At 61.8% G+C, this 22,304-nt stretch carries 19 protein-coding genes and 1 tRNA gene; 11 read left to right on the forward strand and 9 right to left on the reverse strand.

Annotation, left to right across the window (positions count from 1 at the left end; translation table 11 throughout):
* The 6 genes from RBB39_RS07210 to RBB39_RS07235 form a co-directional block, all read left to right on the forward strand.
* Positions 1-1,047: RHS repeat-associated core domain-containing protein (locus RBB39_RS07210; protein ID WP_306168980.1), on the forward strand; the 1,047-nt coding region annotated here is incomplete at its 5' end.
* A 3-nt stretch (positions 1,048-1,050) separates the two neighbouring features.
* Positions 1,051-1,503, forward strand: coding sequence for a DUF2247 family protein (locus RBB39_RS07215; RefSeq protein WP_124804585.1), 453 nt, complete (start codon positions 1,051-1,053; stop codon positions 1,501-1,503).
* Between the two features lie 112 nt (positions 1,504-1,615).
* Complete coding sequence (locus tag RBB39_RS07220; RefSeq protein ID WP_306168987.1) at positions 1,616-2,179, forward strand: RHS repeat-associated core domain-containing protein; 564 nt, start codon at positions 1,616-1,618, stop codon at positions 2,177-2,179.
* Positions 2,140-2,736, forward strand: a complete 597-nt coding sequence (locus tag RBB39_RS07225; RefSeq protein ID WP_124804583.1) for a suppressor of fused domain protein — start codon at positions 2,140-2,142, stop codon at positions 2,734-2,736. The genes RBB39_RS07220 and RBB39_RS07225 overlap by 40 nt, the downstream gene beginning before the upstream one ends.
* A gap of 215 nt (positions 2,737-2,951) precedes the next feature.
* Positions 2,952-3,749 (forward strand): RHS repeat-associated core domain-containing protein, encoded by a 798-nt coding sequence (locus RBB39_RS07230; protein ID WP_306168981.1) that lies wholly within the window; start codon positions 2,952-2,954, stop codon positions 3,747-3,749.
* The gene (locus tag RBB39_RS07235) at positions 3,743-4,210 is read left to right on the forward strand and encodes a hypothetical protein (RefSeq protein ID WP_157033025.1); all 468 of its coding nucleotides are present in this window, start codon (positions 3,743-3,745) and stop codon (positions 4,208-4,210) included. Before RBB39_RS07230 ends, RBB39_RS07235 begins: the two co-directional genes overlap by 7 nt.
* A 573-nt stretch (positions 4,211-4,783) precedes the next feature.
* On the opposite strand, the gene RBB39_RS07240 is transcribed toward RBB39_RS07235, so the two are convergent.
* Genes RBB39_RS07240 through RBB39_RS07260 form a run of 5 tightly spaced genes read right to left on the reverse strand, consistent with a single transcriptional unit; the run spans position 4,784 to position 10,079 of the window.
* Positions 4,784-6,502: a thiamine pyrophosphate-binding protein gene (locus RBB39_RS07240; protein ID WP_045992097.1), complete on the reverse strand. Its 1,719-nt coding sequence runs from the start codon at positions 6,500-6,502 to the stop codon at positions 4,784-4,786.
* A gap of 36 nt (positions 6,503-6,538) precedes the next feature.
* A complete protein-coding gene (locus RBB39_RS07245) occupies positions 6,539-7,312 on the reverse strand; it encodes a CoA ester lyase (protein WP_052704300.1) in 774 nt (257 codons plus the stop codon).
* Positions 7,313-7,315: 3 nt separating this feature from the next.
* Entirely contained in the window at positions 7,316-8,599 is a 1,284-nt protein-coding gene (locus RBB39_RS07250) for a TRAP transporter large permease (RefSeq protein WP_045992098.1), read from the reverse strand.
* Positions 8,596-9,096 (reverse strand): TRAP transporter small permease, encoded by a 501-nt coding sequence (locus RBB39_RS07255; protein ID WP_071211098.1) that lies wholly within the window; start codon positions 9,094-9,096, stop codon positions 8,596-8,598. Before RBB39_RS07255 ends, RBB39_RS07250 begins: the two co-directional genes overlap by 4 nt.
* 5 nt (positions 9,097-9,101) lie before the next feature.
* Positions 9,102-10,079, reverse strand: a complete 978-nt coding sequence (locus RBB39_RS07260; RefSeq protein ID WP_287163740.1) for a DctP family TRAP transporter solute-binding subunit — start codon at positions 10,077-10,079, stop codon at positions 9,102-9,104.
* Between the two features lie 398 nt (positions 10,080-10,477).
* Between RBB39_RS07260 and RBB39_RS07265 the strand changes: the two genes are divergently transcribed.
* Positions 10,478-11,686, forward strand: a complete 1,209-nt coding sequence (locus tag RBB39_RS07265) for a M24 family metallopeptidase (RefSeq protein WP_287163738.1) — start codon at positions 10,478-10,480, stop codon at positions 11,684-11,686.
* Between the two features lie 13 nt (positions 11,687-11,699).
* Here RBB39_RS07265 and RBB39_RS07270 read toward each other — a convergent pair whose 3' ends face one another.
* Positions 11,700-12,596: a LysR family transcriptional regulator gene (locus tag RBB39_RS07270; RefSeq protein ID WP_045992101.1), complete on the reverse strand. Its 897-nt coding sequence runs from the start codon at positions 12,594-12,596 to the stop codon at positions 11,700-11,702.
* A 270-nt stretch (positions 12,597-12,866) separates the two neighbouring features.
* Between RBB39_RS07270 and RBB39_RS07275 the strand changes: the two genes are divergently transcribed.
* From RBB39_RS07275 to RBB39_RS07285, 3 genes are all read left to right on the forward strand, one after another.
* On the forward strand, positions 12,867-14,348 hold the full coding sequence (locus RBB39_RS07275; protein ID WP_045992102.1) for a sodium:solute symporter: 1,482 nt from the start codon (positions 12,867-12,869) through the stop codon (positions 14,346-14,348).
* 337 nt (positions 14,349-14,685) lie between these two features.
* Positions 14,686-16,677 carry a methyl-accepting chemotaxis protein gene (locus RBB39_RS07280; protein ID WP_306168982.1) on the forward strand — a complete coding sequence of 664 codons (1,992 nt, stop codon included), beginning with the start codon at positions 14,686-14,688 and terminating at the stop codon, positions 16,675-16,677.
* A 165-nt stretch (positions 16,678-16,842) separates the two neighbouring features.
* Positions 16,843-17,973 carry a polysaccharide lyase family 7 protein gene (locus RBB39_RS07285; RefSeq protein ID WP_204248930.1) on the forward strand — a complete coding sequence of 377 codons (1,131 nt, stop codon included), beginning with the start codon at positions 16,843-16,845 and terminating at the stop codon, positions 17,971-17,973.
* 333 nt (positions 17,974-18,306) lie between these two features.
* Here RBB39_RS07285 and RBB39_RS07290 read toward each other — a convergent pair.
* Positions 18,307-18,383, reverse strand: a tRNA-Arg gene (locus RBB39_RS07290).
* A 242-nt stretch (positions 18,384-18,625) separates the two neighbouring features.
* On the opposite strand from RBB39_RS07290, the gene RBB39_RS07295 reads away from it, so the two are divergent.
* On the forward strand, positions 18,626-19,495 hold the full coding sequence (locus tag RBB39_RS07295; protein WP_239452525.1) for a cytochrome c5 family protein: 870 nt from the start codon (positions 18,626-18,628) through the stop codon (positions 19,493-19,495).
* Between the two features lie 152 nt (positions 19,496-19,647).
* Here RBB39_RS07295 and rep read toward each other — a convergent pair whose 3' ends face one another.
* Positions 19,648-21,714, reverse strand: a complete 2,067-nt coding sequence (rep, locus tag RBB39_RS07300; protein ID WP_045992104.1) for a DNA helicase Rep — start codon at positions 21,712-21,714, stop codon at positions 19,648-19,650.
* A complete protein-coding gene (gene trmL, locus RBB39_RS07305; RefSeq protein WP_045992105.1) occupies positions 21,711-22,211 on the reverse strand; it encodes a tRNA (uridine(34)/cytosine(34)/5-carboxymethylaminomethyluridine(34)-2'-O)-methyltransferase TrmL in 501 nt (166 codons plus the stop codon). The genes rep and trmL overlap by 4 nt, the downstream gene beginning before the upstream one ends.
* Positions 22,212-22,304: the final 93 nt, after the last annotated feature.

Here is a 22,304-nt window from a genome sequence, read left to right on the forward strand (position 1 = left end):
CGCATGCGCGCCCGCTACGCCTACGACGGCCTCGGCCGACGGGTGTGGAAAGAGGTGAACCGCCAGGGCCAGCCCAGCGAGCTGACGGTGTTCAACTGGGACGGTGACCTGCTGCAAAGCGAAGAGCGCTTTCTCGGTGGTCTGCCGCCGCTGTTTCGCCCCGAACGGCTCGAACTGGCCCGCGAGAACCCCGAGCGGCCTCACTCGCTACCGATCGCCCAGCGCTGCCATCGGCTCGAGTATCCCGGCCTCACCCCCGAACGGCGGGTGATCTACCTGTTCGAACCCGACAGCTTCGTGCCCGCCGCCAAGCTCGAAAACCGCTTCGAGGCCGTCCACACCCGCAGCGGCACCGGGGCGGTGCTCTACACCGAATACCAGCCAACCGAACCGACGCTCTACAGCATCCACACCGACCACCTCGGCACCCCGATGGAGCTGGCAGAATGCGACGGCAAGCTCGCCTGGGTCGGCCACTACCGCGCCTGGGGCAAGCTCATCCAGGCCAGTGACGGCCACGGCAACCCCAGCACCACCGACAACCCCCTGCGCTTCCAGGGTCAGTACCTGGATGACGAAACCGGGCTGCACTACAACCGCCATCGGTACTATGATCCAGAGACGGGACGCTTCACCACCCAGGACCCCATCGGCTTGGCCGGCGGCGAAAATCTGTACATGTATGCCCCCAATCCGACAGGATGGGTGGATCCGCTGGGGTTGAGTAGCAGAAAAGAATGCAATTGCCAACTTTCCGGTTCGGTTTTAAACAGCCCTCGCACAGGAAATGCCAACAAATTAGATGAAGAGCATGCATTCCCAGACATCGTCGATAATTATTCTGTTCGGGCTCAGCGCTTCGACATAGAAACGAAAGCACCGGGGGGTACAGTTGATAGAATTTCTGAGCTGAGACAAGTCGAGGGGAGTTTAAATGGAAAAGAGGGTGTTTTTGAATGGATTGTTGATCGTGGTAATGTAACACATAGAAGGTTTATTGCGGGAGGTACAGTGACGGGTTTCCCTAATCAAACGCCAAGTAGATAAGACATGTTGACAAAACTGCTTTCTAAGTTAGACGTTTTAACCATTGGAGTCGCTGCCTACGGTTACTCGCGACGATGGATAAACAAATGTGAACTGGGGTACTTGGCAAGCGCTGTTGTTGAGAAAAATAGGCTGTCAGAAGACTCAGAGTTAATCTACTTGTCCGCCCCAGGAATATTGGAGGATGAAGAGCTGGACAAACTGGTCCATATCGCAATAAAAGATGAAAAAGAGGATGCCATGAAAAAGATATGGTTGCTTTGCCACCTCTTAGAAATAGAGCAATCTGAGATGAAAGAAGATGATAAGCTTGCTACTCTTCAAGACGTTTATGTGAAATTCAACTACCCTGAAAACATGTCCGCGTGCAGCATTTACTCTCAGGATAAAACACCGCCTCTTATGGCAATGTCATGTCTGATATCTAAATTAGAGAAAGATACAGAGAGCTTTTAGGAATATCATAGAAGACATTTAATTAACGGAGCGAAGTGGCAGTCTCAATGAGCAGGTGCAACACGGCGGTCTCGATGAGCAAGTGCAACACCTGATCGATCACTATGCCTAGATCGGCCACTACCGCGCCTGGGGCAAGCTCACCAAGGCCAGTGACGGCCACGGCAATCCCAGCACCACCGACAACCCCCTGCGCTTCCAGGGTCAGTACCTGGATGAAGAAACCGGGCTGCACTACAACCGCCATCGGTACTATGATCCAGAGACGGGACGCTTCACCACCCACGACCCCATCGGCCTGGCCGGCGGCGAAAATCTGTACATGTACGCCCCCAATCCGACAGGATGGGTGGATCCGCTGGGGTTGGCTAAAGGCACTAATGAGCGAGGACAAATTACAAGCAGAACATCGTGGCGAAAAAGCACGGTTAGAGCCACTTGGGAGAACGCAAACGAAGGGCCATCAGGCGGGCGTTTATGTCCAAAGTGTGGAGTAGAGGTAAATGTAGCTCCAGAGACAGGGCCTAGAGATTGGCATATAGAGCATGATCCAACTCCATGGTCAAATCGAGATTTTCCTGACGATGTAACGAGGCCACAAGTCATAGAGAACTATCAAGAAGGAGTCATATTGAAATGCCCAAGATGCAATATGTCAGAAGGAAACAGGAAGTAAAAAACACTTTCATAGATCACTTCGAAAAAAGTCTAGGCGAGATAGAGAAAGGGTGGAGGATCTCCACTCTTTCTCGTGACATTCAAGTAGTAAAGAGCCACCCAGAATACTTCGACGGAGTGGTAGCTTACTCGACGCTTGGTTTAAGCAGCCGCCCGTACAGGCTGAAAAACTCTGAAAAAAACATCAGATGCGAGCTTTTCCTACTAATCCCTCAGGAATACAAGTTTTCTCACATCCCTTCGATATTCGAAGATGTTGTCAACATTATGGATTCTGAAGGAAATGCATTCTCTCGAGGAGACATTATTGGACCAAAAGGAGAACTTTTCAAAGGCTACAGATTTACCTCTTTGTATGTCGCACCTTCGTTTGTTCTTCCAGATTTTGCAAATGAATTCTTAATAGAAGGAAATGAAGTTATTTTTATATGGTTAGTGCCAATAACTACTAGCGAGTGCGAATTTGTAAAAAACCAGGGTTGGGAGATGTTTGAAAATCGCCTAGAAGAGGATGATGTCGACGCAGTTGATATCGAGAGGTCAGCTGTCGTATAAATTTTGCTCTCCATCATTGGGTGTGGAATTCCCTCATGAAGCGAAAACAACCGTGAGCGCTATCGCCATAACATTGAGCCTGGTCAGTTGCAGCGCACACTTGCACCTGACCCGAGCGGCGGGAGCAAGATTTTCACGGCTACACCCGCGTCTTTTTATACCCCCAGTACCAGCACAATCTGGTCACCCACTACGCCCACCGCAGTGGCCTGGCGGTGGAGCTCGAGTGGGACTGGCCGGGCAAGGCCGAGGGCGCCCTGCCCGCCGCCAAGCTCGAAAACCGCTTCGAGGACGTCCACACCCGCTGCGGCACCGGGGCTGTGCTCTACACCGAACACCAGCCAACCGAACCGACGCTCTACAGCATCCACACCGACCACCTCGGCACCCCGATGGAGCTGGCCGGGCAGGATGGACAACTCGCCTGGGTCGGCCACTACCGCGCCTGGGGCAAGCTCACCCAGGCCAGTGACGGCCACGGCAATCCCAGCACCACCGACAACCCCCTGCGCTTCCAGGGCCAGTACCTGGATGAAGAAACCGGGCTGCACTACAACCGCCATCGGTACTATGATCCAGAGACGGGACGCTTCACCACCCAGGACCCCATCGGCCTGACCGGCGGCGAAAATCTGTACATGTACGCCCCCAATCCGACAGGATGGGTGGATCCGCTGGGGTTGAGTGGCGCGGAAACTCCAACGAGAAGAGCTGAATTTAGAGCTGCCAAACGTCAAGCCGGCATACCACAGTCATCACAGTTTGATACCCACAAGTATGTTTACGACAACAATTACGAGAATCGAACAGTTTATCAGTTCGGAGAGCAGCCTGGGGACCGTCGCTATGTAGTTCTCCATGAAGATGATCAGTTTGGACGTGGGCCACACTTCCACGGCGCAACTGACTCAAAAGGCGATCCAATGGAGCCAGGACGATATGACCAGCTACCAGGGCATCACCCAGAAGATGATAGAGGTTTTTCAGCTAGCAGAAGGGGGTGCTCATGTTAGCTAGAAAGCAGCGCATAGAAGATTTAAAAGATATTCAAAGAATGAGAGGAATACTATTTTCTCTAAAAATTGAGGATTGCTTTTCTCCGAAAGACTTTACCACAGGTGGTTTGGCAGCAAACCTTATGCAAATAGCATTTGAAAAAGCAATATCTCATGAGATCGAAAAATTTAACTTTCCCAACAGCGACCCAATCGAAAAAAACACGTCAAATTCATTAACTTTTGAAAAAAAACAAGAAATAGTAGATGGATTTATTTCTCAATTAGACAATAAAAAAATAACACTTCTTTCTTGGAATAAACGAGTCTTTGGCCTGACCTTCAGCAGTAGAAACCTAGATTGCTTGAGGGTTGCGTTAAAAAACATTGAGGGAGATATTGTGCTTATTTCTGAAGATGCTGATCACGGGCTTTGTCTCTTAGAAGAAGAGAATTTTATCAGGCTCTCTGAGTGGTAAATAGCTGATCTTCGACGCTGGATGTCGCATTCAGTAAAAATAGCATTGGAAGTCACAATGCCTGCATCAACCAGCGCATCAACTTGATCTTACCCAGCAATCGTGGACACCTGCTTCGACGGGCGCACCCGCCACTACCGCTACGACGATGGCGGCGCCCTGATCGAGCTTCGCGAAGGTGAGCTGGTCACCACCTTCACCCGCGACGCCATGGGCCGGATGCTGGAACGCGAGAGCCAGCGACCCCATGGGCCAGCCGGCGCCCACCACCCGCTACACCGAATCACCCTTGTGGTGCCAATTTCGACACGGCGTTCTTCGGTCAATCAGAAGCTTACGCGCCCAACTGTCGAACCTGAGTGGTCACACCTGACCAAGCCCGCGCGGGGCCGATCCCCCTGCTCAGCGAGTCTTCAGGGACTTTAATCCGTCGCTACACGGGCCTGGACCAGGGCGCTCGCGCGCCTTTCTTTACCGGCGCTACCGCGCCTTTTTAGATTGGCGTTATCGCGGCTTATGCAATGGCACTAGCGCAGCTTATGCAATGGCACTAGCGCGGCTTATGCAATGGCGCTATCGCGCCAGGGCAGCCTCGCGGATGGCGCTCAGGCGCTTGCCCGGGGCGATGCCGTCGGCCTCGTAGCGCAATTCGATCAGCGCCGGACGGCGTTCGCGCTCGGCGAAGGCCAGGGCGCGCTCGAAGGCGGCGTCGAAGTCCTCGTCACGCTCGACGATCTCGCCCAGGCCGCCATAGGACTCGACCAGGGTGGTGAAGGCCGGGTTGGTGAAGGTCAGGGCGATCTCGCGGCCGGGAAAGTCGTTTTCCTGGTGGGCGCGGATGGTGCCCCACATGCCGTTGTTGAACAGAAGGATCACCAGGCCGACGTCGTACTGCAGCGCCACCCCCAGCTCCTGCAGGTTCATCTGGAAGCAGCCGTCACCGGCGAAGCACACCGCCGGGCGATCGGGGTGCTCGAGCTTGAACGAGATCGCCGCCGGCAGGCCGTAGCCCATGGAGCCCACCGTCGGCGCCAGCGAGCTGCCGAGCCCAGCGAAGCGCACGTAACGGTGGGCGTACAGCGCATAGTTGCCGGCCCCCACGCTGATGCAGCCCTGGCCGTCCAGGCGACGATCGACGCTGGCGGCGACCTTGTCGAGACTCAGCGGCCCCGGGGCCGGCTGGGGCTCAAGCGTCGCCAGGTAGTCGGCGCGCGCGGCGCGCGTCTGGTCGGCCCAGCGCGGTGAGGTGTCCGGCGCCAGCCCGTCCAGGGCGGCGGCGAAGCCCACCACGTCGGCGTTGATGGCAAGCTCGGCATGATAGACCCGGCCCAGCTCTTCGGGATCCGGGTAGACGTGCACCAGCGTCTGGCGCGGAGTCGGCGACTGGATCCACGAGTAGCCTTCGCTGGTGGCCTCGCCCATGCGGGTGCCGACGGCGATCAGCAGGTCGCTATGCTCAAGCCGCTCGCGCAGGGCGTCGTCCATGGCGAAGCCGACGTGGCCGACAAAGCGCGGATCGCGCTGGTCGAAGCACTCGAGCCGGCGCCAGGCCACCCCCACCGGCAGATCGAAACGCTCGGCGAAGGCCGCCATCTGGGCCTGAGCCTGTGCCGTCCAGCCGCTGCCACCGATCAGCAGGAAGGGCCGCTCGGCCTCGGCCAGACGCGCCTTGAGCGCCTCGAGCTGAGCCGCGCCGGGGTGGGAATGCAGCTTGGCCATGGGCTGGGCGTCGGCCACCTCGGCCTCGCCCCACAGGGTGTCTTCCGGCAACGCCAGCACCACCGGACCGGGACGCCCGCTGGTGGCGACGCGATAGGCCCGGGCGATGTACTCGGGGATACGATCGGTGGCATCGATCTGGGCGACCCACTTGGCCATGGGGCCGAACATGCGACGGTAGTCGATCTCCTGAAAGGCCTCGCGCTCGACGAAGTCGTTCCCTACCTGGCCGATGAACAGGATCATCGGGGTCGAGTCCTGAAAGGCGGTATGCACCCCGATGGAGGCGTTGGTGGCCCCCGGGCCACGGGTCACGAAGCAGATGCCCGGCTCGTTGGTCAGCTTGCCGTAGGCCTCGGCCATGTAGGCGGCGCCGCTTTCCTGACGACAGACGATGGGCTCGATGGCGCCCCGATGCTCGTTGAGGGCGTCGATGCAGGGCAGATAGCTTTCCCCTGGCACCAGAAAGACCCGGCGGGCGCCGTGGGCGCGCAACTGGCCCATCAGGATCTGGCCGCCATTACGGCGCGCAAGGGACGTGGTTGGCGAAAGCGTGGAGGCTGGCAGGCTCATGTCAGGGTTCTCGATATCGTTGTTGGTAAAGACGGTTCAGGCGTCTGTCAGGGCGCGGTGCAGCGGGGCGATGTGTTCGGGCAGCACCACGCAGCGGGCACGAAAGCCCCGCGCCATGGCCCACTCGAGGTCTTGCTCGAAGCCCTCGCGGTAAGGCCAGGGGCCGTCGATGGCCAGACACTCGGCCTTGGCGCAGGCGTCGACGAAGCGCTGGCGCCAGGGCGCCAGGACGCTGGCCCGCTCGCCTGGCTCGGCGTCGGCGGCGATGCCCAGATCACGCGACAGATCGCCACTGCCGAGAAGCGCCGCGTTTACCCTTGGACTTGCCTTGAGGATCTCCGCTGCGGCGCCCACACCGGCGGCGCTCTCCAGCGTCGGTATCAGCGCGGTACAGCCCTGTTCGAGGCCGACGCGACGCTCTTCGCGGGCCAGTGCCAGGGCCAGCAGCACGATGTCCATGGAGGACTCGACCTGGGGCAGGAAGATGGCCGCAGGTCGTGCCCGCATCAGCGCCGCCAGCTCGCCCTTGCCGCCCTGGGTCAGCGGGTTGATGCGCGCCATGGGCAGCCGCTGGTGCTGCCGGCAGCGCTCGGCGAAGGCGACAAAGTCGTCGCAGGCCTGGCGGCGATCGGCGGCCGGGGTGAACTCCTCCAGGTCGACGATGATGGCCTCGGCGCCGCTGTCCAGCGCCTGGTCCAGGCGTGCCGGGTCATGCCCCGGCACGAACAGCCAGCTGCGACACTGGGCCAGGGGCTTGGGGGACTGGGCCGAGGAGGCCCGGGACGAAGGAGTCGGGATCAGGGGCTCCATGGGTCACTCCATCAGGTTCGGCAGGAACAGCACGATGTCGGGCACAAAGGTGATCAGCAGCAGTACCGCGACCATCGCCCCGAGCATCAGCCCCAGGTAGCGCAACGACTCCATCACGCTGATTCCGGCGATGCGGCAGGCGGCCATCAGGTCGACCCCCAGCGGCGGGGTGTTGGCGCCGATCGCCAGGTTCACCGTCAGCAGCACCCCGAAGTGCACCGGGTCGATGCCGTACTGCACCAACAGCGGCATGACGATGGGGGTGACGATGATGATGATGGCGATGCTTTCCATGAAGGAGCCGAGCACCAGCAACACCACGGTCAGCAGCAGCAGTACGCCGTAGCGGCTGTCGGTGATCTCGCCGATCAGTGTGGCGATGGCCTGGGGCACCTGTTCGTAGGTCAGGCCCCAGGCGAACATGCCGGCGGCACCGATGATGACCAGGATGGCGCCGGAGGTCTCCGCGGTGGCAATGACGCTGTCGACGATGTCCCGAAGGCTCAGGCTGCGATAGACCAGGGTGCCGACGATCAGCGCATAGACGATGGCCGAGGCGGCGGCTTCGGTGGGGGTGAAGACGCCGAAGCGGATGCCTCCGATGATCAGCACCGGCACCAACAGCGCCGGCAGGGCGGCGATAAAGGCACGCTTGCGCTCGCCGGGCTCGGGCCGGGTACCGCCGGACCAGCCGTTGCGGCGTGACACATAGATGGCCACCCCCACCAGCGCCAGGGTCAAAAGCAGGCCGGGGATCACGCCGCCCATGAACAGCTTGCCCACCGAGGTGTTGGAGGTGGTGCCGTAGACGATCATCACGATGCTCGGCGGGATCACCGTGCCGATGGAGCTGGCGGTGCCCACCAGGGCGCTGCTGAAGCCGCGGTGATAGCCGCTGCGCTGCATCGCCGGCAGCAGCATGCTGCCGATGGCGATGACGTCGGCCACGCCAGAGCCTGACAGCGCCCCGAACATCATGCAGGCCAGCACCGCGACCACCGCCAGGCCGCCGCGGATGTCGCCCACCAGCGCCATGCACAGGCGCACCAGACGCTGGGTCAGTCCGGCGTGATTCATCAACTGGGCGGCCATCACGAACAGCGGAATGGCCAGCAGGGTGAAGCTCTCCATGCCCGCCACGAACTGCTGAGCAGAGACCATCATCGGCGCCGCGCCGAACATCAGCAGATAGGACAGCACCGCCAGGATCAGGCCGAAGGCGATGGGAATGTCGATCAGGATCGCCAGGGCGAAGACGCCCACCAGGGTCAAGGCACCAAGGGTCATGAGGCGTCCTCCTGTGGCAGCGGCTGGCGCGCCAGCAGATGGTCACACTGCGCCAGCGCCATGCCGGCGCAGCACACCGGCACCGACAGATACACCAGCCCCGCAGGTAGCTGCAGCGCCGTGGTGGTCTGGCTCATGGTCAGCCAGGCCAGGTCCCAGCCAGCCTTGGCCAGCAACAGCAGCATCACCAGCAGCAGCAGGTCAGTGGCCCGGGTGATCCCTCTGCGAACGGCGGGGGAACTCACCAGCAGCGGCATCAGTCCGGCGCTCAGGTGGCTGCGCTTGTAGGTGCAGGCCACGCCGGCCAGCAGCGCGGTCCACACCAGCACCAGCTGGGGCAGCTCTTCGGCCCAGTGGGGCGGTGCCCCCACCACCCAGCGCATGAACACCGAGTAGGCGACCAGCGCCGCCAGCAGGGCGGCGCCGATGCCGGCCAGCGCCAGGCACAGGCGCGAGACGAAACGCGCCACGGGATGCAGCAGGCCGTGCACGGTCATCGCGCTCACTGCCCTTCGCGATAGCGCTTCACCAGCGCCATCAGGTCGCTGCCAAAGACGTCTTCGTAGTCGGCCCAGACGCCCTGGACGGCGGCATTGAACGGCGCGGTATCGACCTCGTTGACGCTCATGCCCTCGGCCTCGAGCTCGGCCACAAGACGCGAGTCGTCCTCCTGGGTCATCCGACGCTGTTCGTCACGCCAGGCGTCGGCCAACTGCTGGACTACCGCCTGGTCGTCCTCGGACAGGCGCTGCCAGACGTTGTTGGCGACGGTCAGGCAGGCCGGTGCCCATACGTGTCCGGTCAGCGAGACGTAGTCCTGGACCTCGAAGAAGGACGAGGAATGGATGATCGACAGCGGATTTTCCTGGGCGTCGAATACCCCCTGCTGCAGCGCCGAGTAGAGCTCGCCGAAGGACAGCGGGGCCGGACTCGCGCCAAGCGCGGTGAAGGTATCCAGGCGCATCTTGTCCGGGGTTACCCGGATCTTCAGGCCGGCCAGGTCCTCGGGGGTCTCGACCGGGCCCTGGTTGTTGGTGACGTGGCGAAAGCCGTTCTCCCACCAGGACAGGATCTTCATGTTGTAGTCGGAAGCGATGGCTTCCAGCGCCTCGCCCAGCTCACCGTCGTAGGCGGCGTAGGCGTCCTGGCGGTCCGCCCAGGAGTAGGGCAGCTCGACGATGCCGAAGCGGGCGTCCAGCGGCTGGAAGGAGCCGCAGCCGATCACCCCGGCGGGAACGCTGCCGATCTGCATGCCTTCGACCATGGTCTTTTCGTTGCCGAGCTGGCCGCTGGGGAAGACCTGGAAGTTGACGCGACCCTCGGTGGCCTCGCGCACCTCGTCGGCGAAGCCTTCGGCGGCGATATGCCAGCTATGGGTCGGGGCCAGCACGTGGCCTAGCTTGATGTCGAGGGCCTGGGCCGAGGTAGAAAGACAGGCGAAGGCGCCAAGCGCCAGCAGGGGGAGCATCCTGGAGGTCATGGGGGTACCCGTTGAGTCGTTGTGATTGTGATCTGGGCCCGCCACCGCTTTGTTGACGGCAAGACAGGCGTCACTTGAGACTCGGCCAGGTAGGCGTATTAGACAATTTTCAAGATTTTATGCTTTGCATAAGCCTGATTTATGCAAAGCCATTGGACAGTGGCCAGGGTGGCCCTTCGACAGGCCTGGGGCGGCAACCACAAGCGCTTCCAGACACTCCTTTAGCGCACTGTTCAAGAACCATTTTTCTGGCGCAAATGGGGGCATTTGCGGTTGTGATTGGCGCCGTTGACGGCTCCACGGCGATAGTCGATCCAGCGTGGTGGTCAGCGTCAAGGCTGGCGCCAGCGCAGGATGAGAACCACCGCCCTGTCGGCCAAGAATTACAAGGAGCCCCTATGCAACTGCCCTCTCTGATCGAGATCCCCAACGGTGAAAAGGTCACCCCCACCTTCAGCGACGCCGAGATGCAGGGCCGCCTGGCCCGTCTACGCCAGCACATGGCCAAGCAGCAGGTCGATGCCGTGGTCCTGACCTCCTATCACAACATCAATTACTTCAGTGACTTCGTCTATTGTCGCTTTGGCCGCGACTATGGACTGGTGGTGACCCAGGAAGGCTTTACTACCGTTACCGCCAACATCGACGGCGGCCAACCGTATCGGCGCAACCGTCTGGGCGACAACATCGTCTACACCGACTGGCAGAAGGACAACTTCTTCAAGGCCATCATGCGGCTATGCGAAGGCAAGCGACGCATCGGGGTGGAGTTCGACCATCTGACCCTGGCCAACCGCGACAAGCTGGAAAGCGCCCTTGGCGAGGTGGAGCTGGTCGACATCGGCGTACCCACCATGCAGATGCGCATGATCAAGTCCGCCGAAGAGATCGCGCTGATCCGTCAGGGGGCGCGTATCGCCGACGTGGGCGGTGTCGCGGTACGCGACGCCATCGCCGCCGGGGTGCCCGAGTACGAGGTGGCCCTGGCCGGCCAGAGCGCCATGGTGCGCGAGATCGCCAAGACCTACCCGCAGAGCGAGCTGATGGACACCTGGGTATGGTTCCAGTCCGGCATCAACACCGACGGCGCCCACAATCCGGTCACCAGCCGTCGCGTGCGCCCCGGCGACATCCTGAGCCTCAACACCTTCCCGATGATCTCGGGCTACTACACGGCGCTGGAGCGCACCCTGTTCTGCGAGCACGCAAGCGATGCCCATCTGCGGCTGTGGGAAATCAACTGCGAGGTCCATGAGCGCGGACAGCAGCTGATTCGCCCCGGTGCCCGCTGCAGCGACATCGCCCACGAGCTCAACGAGATCTTCGCCAGACACGACGTTCTCAAGTACCGCACCTTTGGCTACGGGCACTCCTTCGGCACCCTGAGCCACTACTACGGCCGCGAGGCGGGTCTCGAACTGCGCGAGGACATCGATACCGTACTGGAGCCCAACATGGTGGTGTCGATGGAGCCCATGCTGATGATTCCCGAAGGCCAGCCCGGCGCCGGTGGCTACCGCGAGCACGACATCCTGGTGGTCAAGGAAGACGGCGCCGACAATATCACCGGCTTCCCCTACGGGCCGGCGCACAACATCGTGGGTTGAACCGATCCGGCGATCACCGGCCGGGACGTGACATGGGGGGCCGCTCGCCCCCCATGTCGGCGAGCCCGGCCCTGAGGTAGTTCAGCACGTGGTGCGCCGCCACGGACAGCTCGCCGGTCTGGTAGTGCAGGCCGAAGGTCACCCGTCCAAGCTCGGGCAGCCGGTCCGCCCCATCCACGCAGTGCAAGTGGTCGGGGCTGACGCTGCGCGCCAGGGCGGTCACACCCAGGCCCTCTTCCACCGCGGTGAAGATACCGAGCAGGCTGGTACTGGCGTAGCTCACCCGATAGGGCATCGCCCTGGCCCTCAACGCCGCTTCCGCCGCCGAGCGGTACAGGCACCCCAGGGGATAGGTGACCAGAGGCAGCGGCGCTTCACCCTCGAGCAATGCCGTGTCGCCGACCACCCAGACCAGGTCATCTACCCGGATATCCCGAGCATCGCGATCATCGTCGACCCTTTCCGGCTCCATCACCAGGGCGATATCGTAGTGATGCCGGTGAAAACGCTGGAGTATGACCCTGCTGATCTCACAGTCGACCTCGACCTCGATATTGGGGTAGACCCGCGCCAGATTCCTCAGCACTCGCGGCACAAATGCCAGCTCGAAATCGTTGGGAATACCTAGCCTTACCTTGCCACTGACGCCCCCTCCGCAAAGCTTCTCCACCAGCCGGTCATTGATCGCCAGCATGGCCCTGGCTTCCTGGTAGAGATAGTCACCATCCTGGGTCATTTCCAGCTGACTTCCGCGCAGAAACAGGCGAGTACCCAGCATCTCCTCGAGCTTCTTCATCTGCAGGCTGATGGCGGGCTGGGAACGCCCCAGGCGCTCTCCTGCCGCGGTAAAGCCTCCCAGCTCATTGATGGTCACGAAGGTACGCAATAACTCACTCGGTATCGTCTTCAACCTGGGGCCTCATTGGCATAGATCATGCATCGATTTGTCGTTCTTATTGGTCGCATCAGCGGCAAGAAAATACCTTGAATCTGTCGATGGAAATCGACGCTACCTCTCGACGACTGCCGATTGTCGACGTCCAACAACAAACAATAGAGGCTTCCTCATGAACTCCTGGGTATTGACCACCTTTGCCATTCTAACGCTCTACATGCTGATTCACACCGGTGCAGCCTACCTGCGTCGAGAACTCAAGGCCCGCCAACCGAGGTGACGCACATGGATTCCTTTACCCTGTTCAATTGGGCGCTTCTGCTGATGACCTTCGGCCTGATGCTCTATCTGGGCTACCTGTCCTCGCGGCGCATGCGCAAGGATGACGCCGCCGGCTTCCTGGTCGCCGGGCGCTCGCTGGGGGCCTTCGTCGGTGCCGGTACCATCGTTGCCACCGGATTCAGCGGCTGGGGCTTCATGGGCTCGCCCGGGGTCACCTACCAGTTTGGTGCCATCGAGGTGCTGGGCAACTTCTTCTTTGCACCGGCGATGGTCATCGCGGTGCTCTACTTCGCCCGCTTCATGCAGCGCAAGGCGATCGAGATGGGCAGCAACACCATCCCCGAGTACATCGGCCAGTCCCACGGCGGCGGCGCCATGGGGCGAGTGCTGCAGGCGGTATCGGCGATCATCACCGTAGTGCTGCTACTGGTCTTCCTGACCAGTCAGATCAAGGCGGTGGGGCTTCTGGGTGCCAGCTGGCTGGGCATCGAGCTCGACCAGAGCGCCATGCTGATGGTCGGGGTGATCATCCTCTACACCATGCTCGGGGGGCTGGCCGCGGTAGCCTGGACCGACACCATCATGGTCTGGGGCATGGCCCTGGCGGCGGTCATCATCGTCATCCAGATGCTGACCACCATTGACGTGAACGAGTGGGAAAGCGGCTTGAACGCCATCGACCCGGAGCTGCTGAACCCGACCAACGGGGCCCACTACGGCGCCTCCCGAGGCAACGTCTTCCTGGTCCTGCCCTACGCCTTTCTGTTCGCGGCGGTGCTGCCGTTCATGGCGATCCGCTTCCTGGCCTTCAAGCCCGAGGTCAAGCTGCACAAGGTCGGTATCTACGTCGCGGTGCTCGGCGGCCTGCTCAGTCTGATTCCGCTGGTCGGGCTCTACGTCAGGGTCAAGCTGCCGGGACTGGCGGACCCCGACAGCGCCATGCCGGTCTATCTCGAGCAGTTCATGCATCCGGCGATCCAGGGCGTCATCACCTTGTTCATCATCTTCGCCATGAAGTCCACCGCCAACTCCCTTTTGCACACCGTGGCCTCCAGCGTCTCCCACGACCTGCGCCTGGCGATCTTTGCCGAACGCCAGCCTTCGGCACGGCGTGTCCTGGGCCTGAACCGGGCCGCGGTGCTGGTGCTCGGGGTGCTGGCGCTGCTGATGATGCTCTACGCACCGCCCTTCATGCTGTCCTGGCTCGGTATCCTCGGCACCGGCACCCTGCTCGCCAGCCTGATCGGCCCGGTGTTCATCTCGACCTTCTGGCAGGGCTCGGCCTGGGGGGCGCTGGCGGCCATGCTCGGCGGCTTCTTCACCAGCGGCTACATGATGCTGTTCGCCGATGTGGGCTGGTTGATCGGTCCGCTGACCGGCTGCGTGGTGTCGTCGGCTCTGTATATCGGCGTGACCCTCGTCGGCCGTAGCCATCGCGCCCATGCCCGCCATCCGAACGCATCCCTCCCTGACCACCCTGCTTGACCGAAAACATCCCTCCGACTCGCCTCAGGACCAGGGTTCTGAGGTTTAGGCAAAAAGACAAGCCGCCTTCCGAGGCGGCCATTCTCGTGAAACCTCCGTCACCCAGCGAATAGTCGCGGTCAAACCTGAGCATCATGGCCGAGAACCGGCTGCTCTCATGACCCAGATCATTGGTGCGAAGCGCTTTAGCATATTCCTCTCAACTTGACGCTTTCATGGGTCGATAACCCTGGCATCGCTGCTAATCGGAGGCAGTCCGAGCGATGAGCAAGCCAGGAAATGACTTCGCTCATGCCAGGACTGCCGGTTGGCCCCTCCCAGCATGAGCCCGCTGCCAATGACATCACTCCTTGATCGCCTGACCATGGGAAGAAAGTTCTTCCTGGTGCTTTTCTTGCCGCTGCTTTCCATCCTGTGGATGACGCTCTCCACGGTGCTGGAACGTCAGGCGGTCGTTACCCGGATGGACAATCTTCAAGAGGTGGCGATCCTCGGGCGTCATTCGGCCAATCTGGTGCACGAACTTCAGCGCGAACGGGGGATGACGGCCGCCTTTCTCAGCAGTCAGGGCCGCAACTTTCATACAGAGCTACCAGTGCAACGTGAGGCGACCAATACCCAGGCCGAATCATTTGACCGCTACATCGCTGACATCGATTTTTCCCGTCACGACCCTCGAATCGAAGCACAGGTCGATCTGGCGAAGCGTCTGCTTGAGGGAAAGGATGACCTACGGCGCAAGGTCGATGGTCTCGACATAACTGCCGAAGCATCGACAGACGCTTATACCAACATCAACGAGGCACTGATCGATATCGTCGCCAAGCTGACCTTTGGCGTCGACCAGGGAGAGGTCGCCCGTCAGCTGACGGCCTATTATGACCTTTTGAACATCAAGGAGCTGGCCGGCATAGAACGGGCGGTACTGGCGGCATCTTTCAGCGCCGACGCGATATCGCCTGCAATGTTCAGGAAGCTGCTTTCGTTGATCGTGAAGTCCGATGTGCACAAGAAGAACTTCTTCGAGCTTTCATCACCGAGGGTTCAGGAGGAGCTCAAGACGCTGACCGACAGCGCACTTGGCGAGCGTTTGAATGCCATGCGCAGCGTGGTCCTCGAAAAGGCCTCAAGCGGCGGCTTCGGTATCGATCACCAGGAGTGGTTCGAGGCCCAGACCGAGTATATCGATGGCATTCAGCAGATCTCCCGGTCGGCAGAGCAGTACCTTCTGGCACGTATTGACGACTTGCAGAAAGCGTCCTTCAGCTACCTGCTCAAGCACGCCCTGGTCATGCTTGCCGTCTTGCTCGTCACCCTTGCCTTTTCGATCATCACCGCCCGTAGCGTGGTTCGTCCCCTCAAGGCTGCCCTGGCAGACATCCGCAAGCAGAAGGATGACCTGACCAAGCGACTGGAGGTCCCTGGCAAGGACGAGCTGTCTCAGCTTTACCGCGCCTTCAACGACTCGCTGAGCAATATTGCCAGCCTGGTGGTCAACCTGAAGAAGAGCGCCAGCGCCGTCGAGGTGGTCAGTGGAGAAATCACCCGGGGCAACCAGGACCTGGCGAGCAGAACGGAGCAGCAGGCGGCCTCACTGATCCAGACCGCTTCCAGCATGGAGCAGATCACCGCCACCGTGAAGCAGACCTCGGACTCCGCTCGCCAGGCGCAGGAAATGACCCGTGAAGTCGCCTGCCGCGCCAACGACCTGAGCCAGACCGCCGCCCAGACCCACACAGCCATGGAACAGATTCGCGACGCCAACCAGGAAGTCACCAGGATCGTCGAGGCCATCGACGACATCGCCTTCCAGACCAATATTCTGGCCCTGAACGCTTCGGTGGAGGCGGCACGCGCCGGCGACCAGGGTCGAGGGTTTTCGGTGGTGGCCTCGGAGGTGCAGAAACTCGCCAGCCGCTGCGCAGAGGAAGCCACCCTGATCCGCCGGTTGATCACCACCAGTACGCAGCGGGTCGACAAGGGGGAGCGACTGGTGGCTTCCACCAGCGAGGCGCTGGTCACCATCTCCGAGCATGCCCAGCAGACGGCGACCCTGGTGTCGGAGATTTCCACCGCGGCGACCGAGCAGTCGCTGGGTATCGAACAGATCACTCAGGCACTGGCGCAACTCGAGGACGTCACCCAGCGCAACACCGGCCTGGTCGAACGCGTTGCCACCGCCAGCGAGTCCCTCGACAAGCGGGCTCGCGACATGGCCTCGCTGGTGGGCCGCTTCAAGGTCGATGTGCCAACGGCCCTTCACGCCACGTCGGAAGACGGGCCGCTTATCGGCTCACCCCAGGCCACCCTTGTCGACTGCCACGCGTAGGCCCTACAGGTTCCCCGCCTTGCCGCCCTTCCGGGCGGTTTTTTTATCAGGCATGGAACCCATACAAACAAAACCTCGTTTTATTTTTGATGAATCATCTTTGACAATATTGAAACGCAATTCTAGCCTTGCTGATGCCACCCCAGCACAACAAGGAACAACGCCGTGCTCGAACACGACCATCTCAGCCGTTTTCTCTCCCACCGCCATTCCCTTTGCCAGCCCCTTTACCAGTCTCTTCGACACCCCCTTCGCAAGCCCCTGATCGTCGCGCTGTCGGCCCTGGCCGTCTCCTCCTTCGGTGTATCCTCCATGGCCGCCGACGAGGGTACGCCACCGGCGCAGGTCTTCGACCTCACGACCTGGAAGTTGACCCTGCCCATGGACGCTGACGGCGACGACGACGTCGACGAGATATCGGTCGGCGAGCTTCAGTCCTATCAACATCCGGACTACTACTATCTGAACAACAACAATCATCTGGTCTTCGTGACCCCCAATAGCGCCTTCACCACCCCCAATTCCAGCAATGCACGCACGGAACTGCGCCAGATGCTGGCCGGCGCCGACGACGCCTTCGGCCCCAAGGCACCTGAGCAGAACTTTGCCCTCGCCTCCCACCCCGAGGCTGACCGCTACGCCCAGATCGGCGGCTACCTCGATGCCACCCTGCGGGTCGATCACGTCGCCGAGCGCACCGACAAGCCCGACCGGGCGGCAGCCTACTCGGTGGTCATCGGCCAGATCCACGCCGGCAAGGACGAAGCGGTGCTGGCCCAGGACAATGGCTTCGGCCACGGCAACGAACCGCTGAAGATCTACTACAAGAAGTTTCCCGACCACGAGACCGGCTCGGTGTTCTGGAACTACGAACGCAACCTCGAGAAGGATGACCCCGAGCGCATCGATATCAGCCACGCGGTGTGGGGCAACGACTGGAGCGGCAGCGAGGATCCGGGCGAGGCGGGCATCGCCCTGGGCGAGAGCTTCCGCTATCGGGTCGAGGTCAAGGACGACGTCATGCACCTGACCTTCGCGTCAGACGGCCACCCCACCCGCACCTTCGAGCAGAACCTGGCCGACAACGTCGGTCCCGACGGCGAGGTCGACGAGGCCGACCATCCGCACGGCTACGCCGGTGACTGGATGTACTTCAAGGCGGGTTCCTATAACCAGTGCAACACCAAGCCGGAATCTGGCGCCTGCCTGGGTACCGGGGTGTGGGAGACCGACCAGCAACACGGCGACTACGCCCAGGTCGTGTTCAGCGAGCTGGATAGCGGCCCGGTCGAGTAAGCGTCTAGCGAGCGCCCGGAAACGTCCACGCCAGAGAAGAGCAACGTCCACGTCAGAGAAGCGTAACGTTCACGCCAGGGGCGAAGCTGCCGCTTGCTCCTGGCCAACGGCGTTCGGCAACAAAGGCCGACTTGATCCAGATCAGCAAAGACGCTTTCGCCTCAAGGGCGAACTTCGGCAGAAAACCGTGCACTTTCAAGCATGTGCTCGTGCAGCAATGGGCAAATTCAACGGCAGTAAATGGCCCGATTCGAGCGCTCGATGCCCCCCTGCCGACCTACCATCCAGACATGAAAAAGGGCCTACGACAGTGTCGTAAGCCCTTGAATTCTATGGCGCGCCCTAAAGGATTCGAACCTTTGACCTTTGCCTCCGGAGGGCAACGCTCTATCCAGCTGAGCTAAGGGCGCGCGGTGCCGCCTGAACCTGTCACGCGGCGAGCCATATCCTACCTTGCGCACCCGCTGGTGTCCACCCAAGGCCGTGCCCGAGGCCCGTGGCGCCACCTTCCCGGCGACGGGCGACATTTTCCCGTCTCGAGCGATCTCGCTATACTGCCGGCACAGCGTGACGCCCGGCGATAGGGACGATGGCCGTGCTCGGCGCCACCAACAATAACTTCCATCAAGCGACCGTTACAGAGGTGGTGAGAGTGAAATCCAGCAAGCTGATCATGGGGTGTCTGATCACCCTGGGCCTGGGCTCCGGCCAGGCGATGGCACAGGACGATGCCGAGCGTGAGGCCATGGCCGAGCGCCTGGCCCCGGTAGGTTCTGTGTGCCTCGAAGGCCAGGAATGCGGCAGCGCCATGGCCGCCGCGTCAGGCGGCGGTGACGCCGCAGCGTCGGGCGGTGGCGTCGATGGCGAAGCCGTCTACGGCGGCATCTGCATGGCCTGCCACGATACCGGCGTCGCCGGCGCACCCAAGCGTGGCGACGAAGCGGGCTGGGCCGAACGCACCACCAAGGGCTTCGACACCCTGCTGGATCACGCTCTTAACGGTTTCAATGCGATGCCGGCCCGTGGCGGCAACCCGAACCTGTCCGATGAAGAAGTCCATGCGGCGGTGGCTTACCTGGTCGAGCCGGTGATGGAAGTGCCGTCAAGCGACGCAGGCGCCAGCGAGGCGGCCCCTGCCGAAGAGACAGCATCGGATGACAGCGCCGCTGCCGGTGAAGCAGCAGCAGGTGAGGACGCTGCCGCCACCGATGCGGCTGGCGACGAAGCAGGTGGCGACGACGCCGCTGCGGCCAATGCAGGCTCTGCCGAGGTCGACCCGGCGGTGGCGGCCATCGATGGTGAAGCGGTATACGGCGGCATCTGCATGGCGTGCCATGAAGCCGGTGTCGCCGGCGCCCCGGTTCGCGGTGACGCCGCCGCCTGGGAGCCGCGCCTGGCCAAGGGCATGGACACCCTCTATGACCACGCCATCAACGGTTTCAACGCGATGCCGCCCAAGGGTGGCAACCCGAGTCTGTCCGATGACGAGATCAAGGCGGCCGTCATTTACATGACCCAGTAAATCGACTCACGCGATATAGCAGCGGGGCGCCCATGGGCGCCCCGTTTGCGTTGGTCTGCTGGCGAGGCCTGGTCCTGCACTCGGGTCGTGCCAAGCCTTGATGCCATCGGGCTTATCCACAGCCTGTGGCGATCCAGCGACTGTGGATGGATTCAGTCCAGCAGCGAGCGCAGCCCGGCGATGGCGCTCTTGCCCCGCTCCTGCTTGCGCTCGGGGTCCTCCCGGTCGGCGCGTCCTTCCCACTCCAGATCATCCGGCGGCAACTCGTCGAGGAAGCGGCTCGGGGCGCAGTCCATCAGCTCTCCGTAGGCCTTGCGCTGGCGCGCCAGCGTCATGGTCAGGGTACGCCGGGCACGGGTGATGCCAACGTAGGCCAGACGGCGCTCCTCCTCAACGGTGCCGGCCTCGATGGAGTTGCGGTGAGGCAACAGCTCTTCCTCGAGACCCATCAGGTAGACGTGGGGGAACTCGAGGCCCTTGGAGGCGTGCATGGTCAGCAACTGCACACGATCCGAGTCATCTTCTTCCGCTTGTTGCTCGAGGATATCGCGCAATACCAGGCGCGAGATCGCCGATTCCACGTCGTCGGTTTCGGTATCGGTGCTGGCGGTGTTCTCTTCCGGATCGGCCTGCATCGACTTCTCGAGCTGGTCGATCAGGATCCACACGTTGGCCATGCGCCGCTCGGCGATGGTGGGGGCGCTGGCGTTCTGGTAGAGCCAGGCCTCGTAGTCCATCTCGCGTATCATCTCGCGGATCGCGGCGATGGCATCGCCCTGGTCCATGCGTCGGCGCACGCCATCGATAAAGTGGGTGAACCGCGTCAGGCGCTCCACCGCGCGGGCCGGCAGCTGCTCGGCCAGGCCCAGCTCGTGACAGGCGGCAAACAACGAGACGCCGCGCTCGGTGGCGTAGTTGGCAAGCTTTTCCAGGGTGGTCGGGCCGATCTCGCGACGCGGCACGTTGACGATACGCAGGAAGGCGTTGTCGTCGGCCGGATTGATCAACAGCCGCAGGTAGGCCATGGCGTCCTTGATCTCGCCCCGGGAGAAGAACGAGGTGCCGCCGGACAACTTGTAGGGAATCTGGTAGTGCTGCAGCTTCAATTCCAGCAGGCGTGCCTGGAAGTTGCCGCGGTAGAGCACCGCGAAGTCGCGCCATTCGGCGCGCTCCTTGATCCGGCGGGTCAGGATCTCGCTGGCGACCCGCTCGGTCTCGGCCTCCTCGTGGCGCGTGACCACCACCCGGATCGGATCGCCCTGGCCCATGTCCGACCACAGGGTCTTGTCGTAGACGTGGGGGTTATTGGCGATCAGGGTGTTGGCGGCGCGCAGGATGGTGCCGGTGGAGCGGTAGTTCTGCTCCAGCTTGATCACCTTGAGCCGCGGAAAGTCCTCGCCCAGGGTCACCAGGTTCTCCGGCCGGGCACCGCGCCAGGCGTAGATCGACTGGTCATCGTCGCCGACCACGGTGAAGGTCTGGCGCTCGGCCATCAGCATGCGTACCAGCATGTACTGGCTGACGTTGGTGTCCTGATACTCGTCCACCAGCATGTAGTGGATCTTGCGCCGCCAGCGGGCCAGCGCCTCGGGGTCGTCGCGCAGCAGCACCACCGGCAGCAGGATCAGGTCATCGAAGTCCACCGCGTTGTAGGCCTTGAGGTGGCGAACGTAGGCCTCATAGACCCGGGCGGCGTACTGCTCGTCTTCGGTGGCGGCGTGGGACAGCGCCTGGCCGGGCAGGATCAGGTCGTTCTTCCAGTTGGAGATCACTCCCTGGACCTGATTGATCTGGTCGGCGTCGACCTGGGCGTCCTTGTTCATCAGATCGCGCAGCAGCGCCTTGGCGTCTTCCGGATCGAACAGTGAAAAGCCCGGCTTGTAGCCCAGCGCCTTGAGCTCGCCGCGAATGATGTTGAGGCCGAGCGTGTGGAAGGTCGACACCGTCAGGCCGTGGCCTTCACGCCCCTGCAGCATCGAGCTGACCCGCTCCTTCATCTCGCGGGCGGCCTTGTTGGTAAAGGTCACCGCGGCGATGCGCCGGGCGCTCATGCCGCACTCCTGGATCAGGTAGGCGATCTTGGTGGTGATCACGCTGGTCTTGCCGGAGCCGGCCCCGGCCAGCACCAGGCAGGGACCGTCGATGAAGTGCACGGCCTCGCGCTGACGCGGGTTGAGGCCACGGATGCGTTCACGGATCGTCTTCACAGGTGCATTCATGCGTCGTCCTGGGCGCCGGGCTGGACATCGAGTCGCGCCGCGCCGTCGAAATCGAGTTGTCGCCAGGCCTCGAACACCAGCACCGCACAGGCGTTGGACAGGTTCAGGCTGCGGCTGTCCGGCAGCATCGGGATGCGCAGGCGCTGCTCCGGCGGCAGTGAATCGAGCATCGCCTGGGGCAGGCCACGGGTCTCGGGGCCGAACACCAGGGCGTCGCCGGAACGATAGTCGGGCTCGTGGTAACCACGCCGCCCGCGGGTCGAGACGGCGAAGACCCGAGAAGGCGAAACCTCTTCGATGAACGTCTGCCAGTCGGCGTGGACCCGGACCCGCGCCCACTCATGGTAGTCCAGCCCCGCGCGCCTGAGGCGCTTATCGTCTAGGGTAAAGCCTAACGGCTCAATAAGGTGCAGGCGAAATCCGGTATTGGCGCACAGGCGTATCAGATTGCCGGTGTTCGGCGGAATCTCGGGTTGATAGAGCACCACGTCGAGCATTGGACATCACCAGGATCGCGGCGGAGGACGATGTGAGGCAGGGAGATCACCGAGGCCTTCCAGGGAGGAAGACCTCGGCGCAAGGAAGCCATA

Source organism: Halomonas sp. MMSF_3323, assembly GCF_030733595.1.
GTDB lineage: Bacteria > Pseudomonadota > Gammaproteobacteria > Pseudomonadales > Halomonadaceae > Halomonas > Halomonas litopenaei.